At 57.3% G+C, this 13,910-nt stretch carries 10 protein-coding genes; 7 read left to right on the forward strand and 3 right to left on the reverse strand.

Annotated elements, in window-relative coordinates; translation table 11 throughout:
- Window positions 1–63: 63 nt before the first annotated feature.
- From ppnN to IEV54_RS02915, 6 genes are all read left to right on the forward strand, one after another.
- Window positions 64–1,431 (forward strand): nucleotide 5'-monophosphate nucleosidase PpnN, encoded by a 1,368-nt coding sequence (ppnN, locus tag IEV54_RS02890; RefSeq protein WP_150277325.1) that lies wholly within the window; start codon window positions 64–66, stop codon window positions 1,429–1,431.
- A 96-nt stretch (window positions 1,432–1,527) separates the two neighbouring features.
- Window positions 1,528–1,902: a YgaP-like transmembrane domain gene (locus IEV54_RS02895; protein ID WP_150277324.1), complete on the forward strand. Its 375-nt coding sequence runs from the start codon at window positions 1,528–1,530 to the stop codon at window positions 1,900–1,902.
- Between the two features lie 108 nt (window positions 1,903–2,010).
- Window positions 2,011–2,544: a sigma-70 family RNA polymerase sigma factor gene (locus IEV54_RS02900; protein WP_150277323.1), complete on the forward strand. Its 534-nt coding sequence runs from the start codon at window positions 2,011–2,013 to the stop codon at window positions 2,542–2,544.
- Window positions 2,522–3,544: a FecR domain-containing protein gene (locus IEV54_RS02905; protein ID WP_150277322.1), complete on the forward strand. Its 1,023-nt coding sequence runs from the start codon at window positions 2,522–2,524 to the stop codon at window positions 3,542–3,544. Before IEV54_RS02900 ends, IEV54_RS02905 begins: the two co-directional genes overlap by 23 nt.
- 93 nt (window positions 3,545–3,637) lie before the next feature.
- Window positions 3,638–6,385 (forward strand): TonB-dependent receptor, encoded by a 2,748-nt coding sequence (locus IEV54_RS02910; protein WP_150277321.1) that lies wholly within the window; start codon window positions 3,638–3,640, stop codon window positions 6,383–6,385.
- Window positions 6,386–6,546: 161 nt separating this feature from the next.
- Window positions 6,547–7,494 (forward strand): cytochrome-c peroxidase, encoded by a 948-nt coding sequence (locus IEV54_RS02915; RefSeq protein ID WP_188434303.1) that lies wholly within the window; start codon window positions 6,547–6,549, stop codon window positions 7,492–7,494.
- Window positions 7,495–7,502: 8 nt separating this feature from the next.
- On the opposite strand, the gene IEV54_RS02920 is transcribed toward IEV54_RS02915, so the two are convergent.
- From IEV54_RS02920 to IEV54_RS02930, 3 genes are all read right to left on the reverse strand, one after another.
- Window positions 7,503–8,285: an SDR family oxidoreductase gene (locus IEV54_RS02920; protein WP_150277319.1), complete on the reverse strand. Its 783-nt coding sequence runs from the start codon at window positions 8,283–8,285 to the stop codon at window positions 7,503–7,505.
- Window positions 8,286–8,466: 181 nt separating this feature from the next.
- Window positions 8,467–9,393 carry an alpha/beta hydrolase family protein gene (locus IEV54_RS02925; RefSeq protein ID WP_150277318.1) on the reverse strand — a complete coding sequence of 309 codons (927 nt, stop codon included), beginning with the start codon at window positions 9,391–9,393 and terminating at the stop codon, window positions 8,467–8,469.
- Window positions 9,394–9,601: 208 nt separating this feature from the next.
- Complete coding sequence (locus IEV54_RS02930) at window positions 9,602–11,329, reverse strand: sensor domain-containing diguanylate cyclase (RefSeq protein WP_150277317.1); 1,728 nt, start codon at window positions 11,327–11,329, stop codon at window positions 9,602–9,604.
- Between the two features lie 166 nt (window positions 11,330–11,495).
- Here IEV54_RS02930 and IEV54_RS02935 point away from each other — a divergent pair, with 166 nt between their 5' ends.
- The gene (locus tag IEV54_RS02935) at window positions 11,496–13,883 is read left to right on the forward strand and encodes a membrane-bound PQQ-dependent dehydrogenase, glucose/quinate/shikimate family (RefSeq protein ID WP_150277316.1); all 2,388 of its coding nucleotides are present in this window, start codon (window positions 11,496–11,498) and stop codon (window positions 13,881–13,883) included.
- Window positions 13,884–13,910 lie beyond the last annotated feature (27 nt).

Here is a 13,910-nt window from a genome sequence, read left to right on the forward strand (position 1 = left end):
GGCTTTCACGCCAGTCTCCCCGGGCTGATAAGATGGGCACATATTCATAGACCGGAATCACGAATGCGCAACGTAATTAACGTATCAGTCAGTCCCAAGGGCACCCTCGAAACCCTTTCCCAGATCGAAGTTCAGCAATTGAGCGCAGCGGGTTCAGGTAGTACTTACCGTTTGTTCCGGCAGTGCGCGTTAGCGATTCTCAATACCGGCGTCCAGATCGACAATGCCAAGGCCATTCTCGAAGCCTACGAAGATTTCGATGTCAGGATTCACCAGCAGGAGCGCGGGGTTCGGCTTGAATTGATCAACGCACCGGCGGATGCCTTTGTCGATGGCGAGATGATTGCAAGCACCCGCGAGATGCTGTTCAGCGCACTGCGCGATGTGGTTTATACCGAAAGTGAGCTGGGTAGTCCGCGCATTGACCTGACCAATTCACAGGGCATCACCGACTATGTTTTTCACCTGCTGCGCAATGCGCGGACTTTGCAGCCGGGTCTGGAGCCAAAAATGGTCGTTTGCTGGGGTGGGCACTCAATCAATACCGAGGAATACAAGTACACCAAGAAGGTAGGGCATGAGCTGGGTCTGCGCAGTCTGGATATCTGCACCGGGTGCGGTCCGGGTGTCATGAAAGGTCCCATGAAGGGCGCCGCGATTGCCCACGCCAAACAGCGGATCAACAACGGTCGCTACCTGGGGTTGACCGAACCCGGCATCATCGCCGCCGAAGCGCCCAATCCGATCGTCAACGAGCTGGTTATTCTGCCGGACATTGAGAAGCGTCTTGAAGCCTTCGTGCGCGTTGGTCACGGCATCATCATCTTCCCGGGTGGCGTGGGTACCGCAGAGGAGTTTCTCTACCTGCTGGGTATTCTGTTGCATCCGGACAACCAGTCGCTGCCATTTCCGGTTGTTCTTACCGGGCCAAAAAGCGCCGAGGCATACCTGCACCAACTGCATGCGTTTGTCGGGGCTACCCTGGGGGACCAGGCACAGCAACGCTATGAGGTTATTATTGATGATCCGGCGGCCGTCGCCCGCGCCATGGCCCAGGGCCTGCGTGAGGTTACCGACTTCAGGCGTGCGCACAATGATGCCTACCACTTCAATTGGCTACTGAAGATCGAGGAAGGATTCCAACTGCCGTTCGACCCCACACATGCCAACATGGCCAGCCTGCAGTTGCGCCGCGATTTACCCGCCCATGAGCTTGCTGCCAACTTGCGTCGTGCGTTCTCCGGCATCGTCGCGGGCAACGTCAAGGATAAGGGGATTCGCCGGATCGAGAAGCATGGCGTTTACGAGATTCATGGTGATGAATCGATTACCGAGCCGCTCGGCAAATTACTGGAAGCCTTCGTAGCGCAGCACCGCATGAAGCTGCCCGGCGCTGCCGAATATGTGCCCTGTTATCGTGTGGTCGCCTGAATAGGTGACCGGTGGTCTGGAATGACAGTTCTGCACCGGGAACACCCGACGCGCCGCAGAGTCCATCTACAGTAACCACTCAAGCGGAGAACAACCATGCAGCAGACACCAAAAGTCAATCAGGCACCGAATGTACAAGGGTTTGAACGTTTCGCATCAGTCGCCGGCGGTCTCCTATTGCTCGGCAAGGGCATACGCCGTGGAGGGCTGATGGGGATAGTCGAATTTGCCATCGGCGGGATGGTTCTTGCCAGGGGCGCCAGCGGGCAATGTGAGCTCAAAAGAGCGATGAGCGAGCTGGAGACGAAACATAGCGGGCAGAGTCATAACCAGGATATTGAGCGCTATAGCCACATGCCGATGGACTCCGAAGTGCACAGTCCGGACTTCGAGAGCGATTCTGCCACCATGCCGGATGCAACCCAGATGGGTAATGAGGCTCGCGCAGATCGTCTGTCGGGCAACAATTGATCAGTTATTGAAATGAGAATCAAAACCATTTAGAGTTCGCGTCATAGAGACTGCTGTCGGGCGCTGGTGAGTACATCCTTGCCGGCACCCTGTAGATCGAGTGACGCCATGCCCTCCACCAAAGCCAGCACACATGAAGAGATCGAGCATTTATATGCCGATAACCAGAGATGGCTGCAACGCTGGCTCTATCAGAAAATCGGCTGCTCGCAGCGGGCCTCTGATCTGTTGCAGGATACCTTTTTGCGGCTGCTCGGCCGAAACGAGGTAATCGATGCTCTTGAGCCGCGTGCCTACCTGATGACAGTGGCAAAGCGGGTTTTGATTGATCATTGGCGCCGGTCACGCATCGAACAGGCCTATCTGGATGCTCTGGCGCAAATACCGGAAGCTTACGCCCCGGACCCCCAGGAGCAGCTTGTTCTGATTGAAACACTGGTCGAGATCGACAGCATGCTTGACGGACTTCCTCCTTTGGCCAAGCGAGCCTTTCTGTTGGTGCAACTCGACGGGATGAAGCAACGGGACATCGCAGCTCTGCTGGGTATATCGATCAGTACGGTCAAACGCTATCTGGTGATGGCTGCCACGCAGTGCTATTTCTCGAGGATGACGAGCGATGACTCCGCCAGACTCGCCTAGTTCTGCAGCAGATTACAGGCCGATTGCGCCTGCGGTAGCCGAACGTGCAGTCGAGCTCTTCCTCGCCTGGCAGGACGCCGACCAGCCTGGTTCCTGCACAATAGCAATCGCGCGGTGGCGTAATGAGCACCCGGAGCACGAGCGTGCGTGGCAACAGATCGAGCGGGTCAATCTCCGATTCCAGCAAGTCGGTACCGGGTCGGTGGGCAGTGCCGCGCAGCGGGCTTTGATTGATGCGGGAGTGCCCCGCCGCAGCGTGCTCAAAGGCATGGCAATGGTCCTGCTGCTGGCGGGTGGAGGTATCTACTCGCAGCAGGAGCGGCCGTGGGAGGCATGGACTGCGGATTATCGTACCGGCATGGGCGAGCGTCACAGGGTAATACTCTCTGACGGTACCGAACTGACACTGAACAGCGAAACGGCGGTGCGGGTAGTACCGACCACCGGTGAGCTCGGTATAGAGATACTGCGTGGGGAGATTCTGATAAGCACCGGTAGTGATCGGGACACCACCAACGCGGAGCTGCCCGGCATGCAGGTGCGCGTGACTACCGACCAGGGACAGATCACGCCGATAGGGACGCGATTTTCGGTCAGGCAGTTGGCGGACAAAACCCGTGTTGGTGTCTATCGTGGTCGAGTCCGAGTCCAGCCGTTCGAGAGCGGGCACGGCAGCCTGGTCGAGAGCGGTCAGGCATTGATGTTCAATCGGCACGGTGCGCTGCTGACCCTGGCTGCCGACGAGACCGATGCGGCCTGGGCACGCGGCATGATTGTGGCGCGCAGCATGTTACTGCCCGCGTTTCTTGAGGAGTTGAGTCGATACCACCCGGGCGTGATTCGATCCGCGCCCGTCTTAAGAAATCTGAAGGTGTCGGGCACCTATCCCATTGCCGAACTCAATCCGGTGCTCGACGCGCTGGCAGCGAACCTTCCTCTACAGATCAGGCGCGTTGGCCCCTTGTGGACAACGCTGGTGCCTGCCCCAAAGAGTCTCTGACAAGAGAATAAAAATCATTTTAGATGAGCTGATTCTCATTCTCATGCGACAGGTTCAATAGAAACCCTGTTTATCACTTGAGAGGATCAGCGCATGGCGCCTGTTTTTTGTCCCCGTACCGGCCATCCATTAGATGCACGCAAAGGTCTGCTGATCGGCATGATCAGCCTTTGCGCGGCGCTGCCCCTGCAGGCGGGCGCCCAGACGCAGGGTGAGGCCTCACAGCCAGCTAGCGAAGTTGGGCAGCGGTACTTCAAAGTTCCGGCTGGTGACCTGGAGCGTGCGCTGACAGACTTCGGACAGCAGGCGGATCTGCTGCTGTCATTTCCCGCAGCTCTTACCGAAGGTCTGCAAAGCGCCGGGCTTGATGGCAATTACTCTGTTACCCAAGCGCTTGAGCGATTGCTATATGGCACCCGTATGGAAGCGGTGGCCCAGTCGGAGAATGCCTACTGGATCAAGCGTTCGACAGGGCCTGCCGACCGCTTGGCGCCTGCGGCGCTGCCACAGATGCTGGTAGTCGGACACCAGACAGATGCCGACGTGAAGGTCATTGAAAGTGACGAAATGCGCGACGCGATGCGCTCGGACCTGGCTGAAACGCTTAGTCTGCTGCCCTCGGTACGGGTCGACAATACCGCCAGCTCAAGCTTGCAGCAGGGCGATCTTAAGCCTGCCGAGCTATCCATTCGAGGTGCTGCGGCCTATCAGAACAAGATCATGCTCGACGGAGGGTCGATCGACAATCTGCTCGACCCGGCTTTGAAGGAAAGCGCCGACAACTACACCAGCGTGGCTGGCCACTCCCAGGGGCTGTTTGTTGATACCGACTTCCTCGGCCGGATAGAGGTGATCGACGTCAACGCATCTGCCAGTGAGGGCGGCTTTAGCGGCGGGGTGGTCAAGGCCGAAACTCGCGCCTACGACGGCCGGGACAGCTTTGATATCAACGTTCGAGGCACCCGTGACAGCTGGACCTCGTTCCATGTTGATAAATCCCAGGAGGGTGAATTCAGTGATGGCGCGGCACAGGCTGTCACTGGGGTACCGGGCGAATTCCAGCCGAACTTCTCCAAGAGCGAGGGCTCGGTCAATGGTGCAACCCGCTTTGGTGATATTGGCGTTTTTGCCGGCTTCAGTGAAAAGCGCTCGACCATCAGGCAGAAACAGGTTGCAGCTTTGGACTGGGATTATTTCGCCGAGACGGGCCGCATTTTCAAACCTGGCGAGGAAACCTCCCTTGATAGCCGGTCGCGCTTTGGAGTGGTACGTATGGATCTGCTGGAGCGTGACTATGAACTGAATGCCTCGCTCGCCTACAGTGATTTCAGCGAAGACAGCTTTCTGATCAATTATCGCGACTCGGATTTCGAGAGTCAGCACAACGGGCTTAATCTGAGTGTGAATTTCGCTACCGATCTGGGCGCCACGCGAATGGACCTGAACGTCAATGCTGGTATCACAGCGGACGAGCGCGAATACGCCAACAACGTGCTGAACCAGTACAAGAACACCAGTATTTACGATTCCGGCATGGTCGGCGGTTTCGGTGACCTGGCCAACGAACAGCGGACTCTTGGTGCATCTGCGAAGTTCAATACCCCTCTGACCCGCAGCCTGAACCTTGCCTACGGCGCCGAAGCCTCCTGGATCGACTACCAGCAGGACCGCGGCATCGATTTTATCGTGAACGAATACAAGCTGGACTTTACCCAGCCGCTGCCCCCACAGACCAGCCCCGGCTCCTGGGCTCCTGAAGACCAATATCAAACCTCGGAAATCATTTATCAGGCCGGCAAGCTGGATTTTTCCAACATCAATTCTGCTCTATTTACCGAGCTGGCAGGCGAGCATGACAGATTGTTCTGGCGCACCGGCACACGTCTTGAACGGGACGGCTGGCTGGGCAACACCAACTTTGCGCCGCGGCTGCTCGCAGGGATTAATCTGGGTGCAGACCATCAGTACCGCCTGGCTGCTGGTGCCAACCGCTATTACGGCAAATCCTTTCTATCCTATCGGTTACGGGAGAAAGAGCGCAGCCTGCTGATCGTCCGCGAACGCACCTCGCCGGATGATCCCTTTGAACTGGTTGATTCAGCACGTAGATGGCAATACCTGGACCTGAATACCCCCTATGACGACGAGTACAGCCTGGGTCTTTCCGGTCCCTTGCTGACAGGTCAGGCGGGGATCCAACTGGTACAACGCCGTGGTGAAGACCAGATCAGAACAGAGCGTGACAACGATCGCGATATCGAGTGGTTCGAGAATTCCGGCTCCAGTCTGACCCATCAGGTGGATCTGTTCTGGCGCTCCAGGCCGATGCACTGGATGGGCATCAACTGGGCAGTTCACAGCACCGCGTCCTGGATGGACAAGGAAACCGACTCCACCTATGGCGATGGTTCAGGCGGGTACCTGTCCACCGATGATGGAAATGAAGAGGTTATTTTCGAGGGATCGCGTATCAAGCGCCGAGACCTCCCGGCAGATGATTTTGCCACCCCGATCAGTATCAATCTCGATCTGATCAGCCATGCCCTCGATGACCGCCTGTTTGTACGCAATAGCTTGGCGTTTACCGATGGCTATCAGTCCCTGCGCCGCCTTAGCCGTGAACCTGCTACCGGGCTCTATCGATACGAAGTTGAAGAGCAGGGCAGTGCGCTGCGCTGGGATATGAGTGTGGAGTATCAGTTGATGCGTGAGGCGTCGCCCTACGTTCGCGTTGACCTGGTGAATGTGACCGACAACGACAACGTGGTGCGGGCCGAGTCCGGCGTGCAACTGTTTGGCGTTGGCCGTCAGTACTGGCTGGAAGTGGGGTATCGATTCTGATCAGGTTTCTTTCTCTAGTCTGTCTGCTGTCGGCGCTGACAACGCTGGCCTATGGCGACCCAAAGCTGGTCGATGCCTATCGTCAGGAACAGGCGCACTGGCCTCCCGCACTGATCGATCCGGGTGTTCAGGCGCAGCCCCTGGCTGCGCAGCCACAAAAGGTGGTCCATCCGCAGGGCAATCCGTTTTCGGCGGCCCGGCAGTCTCTGGGCAAGCAGCTGTTTTTCGAGCGACGCCTGTCAGCGTCGGGGCAGATTGCCTGTGCGAACTGTCATGATCCAGACCTCGGCTGGGCCGATGGACGGCGAGTGGCTATCGGTCACAACCGCATACAGGGTGAGATGAACTCTCCCGGTATTCTCAATGCTGGATTCCTTGAGCACCTGTTCTGGGACGGCCGGGCGCAGACCCTGGAACAACAGGCGCTAGCCAGTTGGACCAACCCGATAGAAATGGCAGGGGATCCGCAAAAGGCGTCGCGCAAACTGGGGGAGGTGCCAGGTTATCAGCCCCTTTTCGAGGCAGCCTTTGGTACGCCGGAGGTAAACCCCGAGCGCATAACCCAGGCTATCGCCACCTTCGTGCGGTCCATGACCATGCCCGACACCCCCTTCGACCGGTTTATGCGCGGTGACAAGCAAGCGCTGAATGATCAGGAAATTCGTGGACTACACCTGTTCAGAACCAAGGCCCGGTGCATGAACTGCCACAATGGGCCGCTGCTCAGCGACGGCCAGTTCCATCATTTGGGCACCTCATTCCACGAGATGGGCAATTTCGAGGGTCGTTACCGCGAGACAGGCAAGCCGGAGCATGTTGGGGCTTTTCGCACGCCACCCTTGCGTGGGCACAGCGCTACGGTGCCTTATATGCACAACGGCTTCGTCGCAAATCTGGATATGCTGCTGCCGCTTTACAACATGGGTTGGTGGCAGAACGCACCAACGGTGGACAAAAGCGATGATGTGCCCTTGGCGCAACTCTCACCACTGATCAAGCCACTGGAGCTTGACCAGGGCGAGCTGGCTGATCTAAAGGCATTCCTGTTGTCCCTTGATGGGGATATGCGCTACCAAAGCATGCCGGAGGAGCTTCCCGACGCACCCTGATCGTCAGGTCAGGCCTTCATGTGCTTGCCTAGCTTGTCGCGCAAAATCTCGGGGGTGTTGCCGGCAGCCTTGTCCAGATCTGCCAGTTCGCTCGGCACAAACCAGTGCAGGGTCTCCGAACTGTAGGCGTCCATTACCGCGCGAGCGACTTCGACGGCTTCGACCACGCGAAAGGGCCCGGTGGTTGGCGCGTCCCGCAGCAGTTCATCCGATGGCATGCCGGTGCGAATCAACCCCGGCAGCACGTCGGCACAGCGTACGTCGAAGCGCCGGAATTCGTTGGATAGGGCCTCGGTAAGCCCCTTGACGGCGTGCTTTGTCGCTGCGTACACCGCGATCAGCGGCATGCCCATGGTGGCGGAAGAGGAGGAGGTGGTGAAGCAGAGTGCGTTGGGTGTCGCTTTCAGCAACGGCAATGCGGTGTAGATGCCATTGAGTACTCCGACCAGATTGACCTGAATCATGCGCAGCTGGTCTTCCAGGGGCATCTCGTCGAAGAAGCCACGCATTGCGATACCGGCGTTATTGAACAGGATATCCATGCGTCCGTCTGTTGCATCCGAAAACGCGGTTACCGCTGATTCAAACTGGCCCTTGTCACTCACATCAAGCGCATGTACCAGGCAGTTGGCAGCGCCTAGCTCGGCTTGCAAGGCATCAAGACCATTCTTGTCGACATCGAAAGCGCCAACAAACCAGCCCTGCTGGTTGAAAAGCCGTGCAGTCTCGCGGCCCATGCCCGATGCTGCACCTGTGATAAAGATTGATTGTCTGCCCGCTGCCTTAGTCATGTCGCAACCTGCTATTCGTTAGTGAAGTCAGCAGGCTAGCGTGTTGGTGTCTTGTTGTCCGCTACAGTCACAGATGCTGATCAGAGAACCTTGGCGGTGGTTATGTCTGCCGCCCGGACGTCAGACAACAAAATGCCGGGCCCGTTATCGGGCCCGGCATTTAGAGGCTGTTGCCTGCTACTTAATAGGAGCAGTTGCCACGATACTCGGAGATGTCGCGATCCGACTCGTGATCCGGGCCACACAGGAACTGTCTGTAGCGCTCGTCCTGATCCAGGTGCAGCTTCATCCAGGAAACACCAAAGCGGCTCAGCACATCGTTATTCACGCCACCGCCGTTGGCACAGTAATGGCTACCGCCATCGATCTCGACAAAGGCCTTCGGCGTGCTGTCGGGAATCTCGTTGTAGAACGGCGAGGCGTGCTGCCAGACAGGCGCAATGATGTCCGATTGGCAAGCGAAGATCAGCGCAGGGGTGTGCACATCACGGAAGTTAGTGGTATCCCATGGCGCCAGCGGAATAACCGCACCCAGACGCCCTTCTTCAGCCACACGCAGGCTGCCGCCACCCCCCATGGACCAACCGACAACGCCCAGGCGGGTTTCATCGATCATGCCGTTTACCGGGCTGAAGCGCGAAGTATTACGGTCGATCAGATAGTCCAGTGCACTGTTGATCTGACGTGCACGACTTGGCGGCTGATCAAAACCGCTGTTGGTATCGATGGTCATGACAACAAAACCGTGGGAGGCGAGTTTCGGGCCCCACCACTCGATGGACGATTCAGCTGAAACAAAACCTGGGATCACAACGATCGCCGCCATGGTGCCCGTGGTGCCTGTGGGGTAGTGGATGGTTCCACCACCAAACCCGGTGGACCAGCTTGATACGTTACTGGTGCGAACCGAGTAGGGACCCGTAGAGGCCTCAAGGAAGGAGACGCTGGGGTTCGGGCCGCGCTGGAAAGGGCTTGGCTCGCCAGGCGTTGGGCCTGGGTCGGTTGGTGGAGGTGGGGTCGGATTCATCGCAAACGCGCTGGCGGAAAACATCAAGGCGCCGGCCGCCAGTAGCGACAGGGCGGACTGGGAGAAGGTTTTTGTCTTCATTGTGACTCCAGAGGGTGAGTTCTTATTAAGAGCTAGGGAGCAGCGGCTTGCTTGCAGGGCAGCACTGCCGACCGGCAATGTTTTAATACGCGCCGGTCACGCTTGGAACCCTTCTGTACTCAAAATAAGAACTCGCCCACAAAAAGAGTCATTCCACCTTTTTGGGCGATTGCGAGATACTTTCTGATGCTGTCACTTGTGCCTGATGTTACGTTGACACGATCGGTGCGGTGCGGTTGCCAGCGTAAGACTGGTGGGTACAAATGCGATTTCGTCCGGTATTTTTCGCTTCGTAAAGCGCCTTGTCCGCTCGGTTGAGGGCAGATTCGATGCTCTCGTTGCTAACGTCAACCGCCGCAATACCCAGACTGATAGTGCACTTGATGTCGCTATCTTCAACCGTCGTGCGAAGGTTCTCGATTGCCGCGCGGATGCGTTCTGCACACCCAGTTGCTTCCTCCAGAGCTGTTTCCGGTAAAAGCATGACGAATTCCTCGCCGCCAAAACGGGCAATCAGATCCTTGGAGCGACTGAATTTTTTCAGCGCCTGGGCGATGCTGACAATGACCTGATCCCCAACGCCGTGACCATGGGTGTCATTCACTTGCTTGAAATGGTCTATATCAATGACCACGACCGTGAGGGGCGTATGGCTGTTCCTGGCCAGCTCCAACAGGTAGTCTGCCTCGGAGAAGAAAAACCGGCGGTTGTACAAGCGAGTCAATGGATCGGTTGCGGCTTGTTTCTTTAGCTCATCCTGGGATGCTCTAATGTCTTCAAGAATCTTGATCCGGTAGGAGATGATGAACGCCAGGGTGAGGGCTTCAAGCATGATGCCGATGCCAACGCCATGGCTGTTCAGATAACTCGGTTCGACAAGCCCCTTGTAAAAAAGCACTGCAAAACCGTTGAACACCACGAAGAAGGTGTGCCCGACGAGGAAGTACTTCACCAGCGGATTACCCTTGCGGTACAGCGAAATGCTGACCGAAAAGGTGACCACCATCATTATCGCAGCCAGAGTACTGGCTGGCTTCAATGCCGCGGAGATATCAAACAAGCCCCAGGCCAGCACACCGATCAACACAGCCAGCAGACCCTGTAGAACTCGATGTTCAGTGGGGTAGAACTTGCGGGTTTCAAATATCGCCATCATGAACAGCATGAGAAAAATTGGCATGGTAATCAGCGAGATGTTCAGCTTGAAAACGGCAGTGCCGTACAGGTTGAAGGCGCTCGCAATCAGGCCATAGGACAGCGCAATCCAGACCAGCCCTGAAATCAGGTAAAAGGAATAAAAAATGTTCTCTTTCTTGCTTGAAGCGAAATACAGGAGGCCGTTGTAGAACACCAAGGCAAGCATCATGCCGACCAACAGTGCGATGTCGGTGTTGATGCCGATCAGGGCTCGCCTGGATGCCTCATGGTCAAACACGTCCACCGCAAACCATTGGTGGGAGAAGGAGTGACTTCGCAGATAAAGCGTAGCTTCTTCACCTGCTGAAAGGGTTAAGGGGTACACCGCAGTGCCACGGTACATCAGGCTGTCATCTGCAGCCTGATCCATGTCGAGATTCTGACTGCTTGCCAGCTCGTTATCGCGTTCTTCAAAGAAGCCGACGGATTTGAGGTGATAGGCATGGGGCAGATGAACATACAGCTCCTGTCGGACGCTCGAGGTGTTCTCCAGAATGACCTTGAACCATGTGACGCGGGCACTGGTCCCTAGTGTGGTCTTGTTGCCTGTTTCGATGAACGGCAGATCGCGCACATCGGCATATGTCAGAGACTGGGAGTCATCCACGTGGTAGCCCATCCGGAACTCGGTAAGGCTGACTTCGGGCTGGTGGATGAGGGCACGCGGCTCTGCAAGCACGCTGGGCGCGTGGAACAAGAACAGCAGTAGGAAAAAGAGTTGCTTGTAATGTAGATCCATCTACGAGCCACTTATACGTTGGAAGCACAAACATGTTAACCAAGAAGCAGTCGTAGACCAAGCAACAAACTCCCGGCCCGCGCTTGATAATGGGAAACAAAAGCTGCTGCATCGACTAACCTGACTGAGACAACCCCGATACTTCACCCGCTACAAGGTGCTTACCATGCTGGCTTTATCAGTCATTTTTCTCTTAATTGGGCTGTTTCTGCTCGGTGGCGGTATCTGGCTCGCTGTATTGGGCGGCAGCCTGTACTACCTTCTGGCAGGTGCGGCACTGATCGCGACCGGCGTTTTGATCAGAACCCGTCGCGCGGCCGCACAACTGCTCTACGCCTTGTTGCTGCTGTCTACCGCACTTTGGGCGCTATGGGAGTCCGGCTACGATTGGTGGCCGCTGGCAACCCGCCTGGGTCTGCTGTTGCTGTTGGCAATCCCCCTGTTGCTGCCCGGTAATACCTTGAGGCGCAAGCCAGCGCTGGCGCTATTTGCGGTTTGGGCGGTTACCGGCGTCATACTCCTATCAAGTCTGGCCTATGACGCTCACCGGATTGAAGGTCAGCTCAACACCGAATCGATCGTCAGCGACCCCGACCTGGGAGACACCCCAGCCAATAACTGGACCAGCTATGGTCGTAGCAATCATGGTCAGCGTTATTCGCCTATAGACCAGATAACACCGGATAACGTTGGCGAGCTGGAGCTGGCCTGGCAGTACCAGACCGGCGATCTGAAAGGGCCCCAGGACATCGGTGAAACCACCTACGAAGCTACGCCCCTGAAAATCGCTGACAGCCTGTATCTGTGCACGCCCCATAACTGGCTGGTGGCGCTGCATGCCGACACTGGCGAAGAGTTATGGGTTTACAACGCGCAGGTGCCGCTCGATAGTCAGCGGCAGCATCAGACCTGCCGCGGGGTCTCCTACCTCGCACCTGGTGCCGGTACCTCGGATGCGCCTGTTGGATCCTCCTCGCTGCGGACGGTATCGCGCGAGCCAGCCGGACCTGCGCACGAGCTGGCCAGCAAGACATGCGACGCTCAGCTGTTCCTGCCCACCTCAGATGCGCGCTTGCTGGCGCTAGATCCAGCTACCGGGGCGCGCTGCAGTAATTTCGCAGATGATGGCGAGCTGGATCTGATGCATAACATGCCTTACACCCAGTCTGGTTTTTATTACTCCACTTCACCACCGATTGTGATCGCCGGTCTGGTCATTGTCGCCGGCTCGGTCAATGACAATTACGCCATCAATGCGCCGTCTGGTGTGATTCGCGCTTACGACGCCCGGTCCGGCGAATTGCGCTGGAACTGGGATTCGGGTAATCCCGAGGATACCGCTCCGATTGCCGAAGGCGACACCTACGCTACCAGCTCGCCCAACAGCTGGGCGATTGCCAGCGCCGACGAGGACCTGGGTCTGGTGTACTTCCCGATGGGCAATCGCACGCCAGATCAGATCGGCGTATATCGCTCGCCTGCGGAAGAAAAGTACGCCAGCTCTGTGGTCGCGCTGAACCTGGAAACCGGTCAGGCTGAATGGGTGCAACAGTTTGTTCACCATGATCTCTGGGATATGGATACACCAGCACAGCCGAGCCTGGTGGATATCGAGACCGAACAGGGCCTGCAACCAGGGCTCGTGGTTCCGACCAAGCAGGGTGATGTTTACGTGCTCAATCGCGCTACCGGCGAACCTATACTGCCGATCGGCGAGGAGCCCGCCCCACAGGGAACTATCGAAGGGGACTACGCGGCGCCAACCCAGCCGGTTTCCGCTTTGAGCTTTGCCCCTTCTCCCATGCGGTCTGCGGACATGTGGGGCGCCAGCCTGCTTGACCAGATGGTCTGCCGTATCCGTTTTCAGTCGTTGCGCTACGAGGGGCGGTACACGCCCCCTTCAGTGCAGGGCACACTGGTGTATCCGGGCAACTTCGGCGTCTTCAACTGGGGCGGCATCGCCGTCGATCCCGAGCGTCAGGTGATGTTCGGGATGCCCCTGTACCTGGCATTCACCGCCAGGTTGATTCCCAGGGACGACAGTGACGCTGCCAAGGCGAGCAACAGCGGAGAGCAGGGTATCAACTCCAATGCCGGCGCCGATTATGCTGTCGAGATGCAGCCCTTCCTGTCACCGCTCGGCATTCCCTGTCAGCAGCCGCCATGGGGATACGTGGCCGGTGCCGATCTGCGTACCGGGAAAGTCCATTGGCAGCACAAGAATGGCACGGTGCAGGATATGACTCCGTTACCACTGAAGCTGAAACTCGGCGTACCGGGGATTGGTGGCCCGATCATCACTGGTGGTGGCGTAGCCTTCCTGGCCGCAACCGTGGACGACTACTTCCGCGCCTACCGGGTTACCGATGGTGAACAACTATGGGAGCAGCGCATTCCTGCTGGCGGCCAGGCCACTCCGATGACCTATCTCAACAGCCGGGGTGAGCAAATGGTGGTTCTGGTTGCAGGTGGACACGGATCGGTCGGAACTACTATTGGTGACTACGTCCTGGCTTACAAACTGGGCGGTGAAGCGGACGGGGCGAAGGAATAGCAACGTTGGAAATGCGTTCAGATAGAG

The sequence above is a fragment of the Halopseudomonas salina genome, from assembly GCF_014637955.1.
In the GTDB taxonomy this organism is placed as follows: domain Bacteria; phylum Pseudomonadota; class Gammaproteobacteria; order Pseudomonadales; family Pseudomonadaceae; genus Halopseudomonas; species Halopseudomonas salina.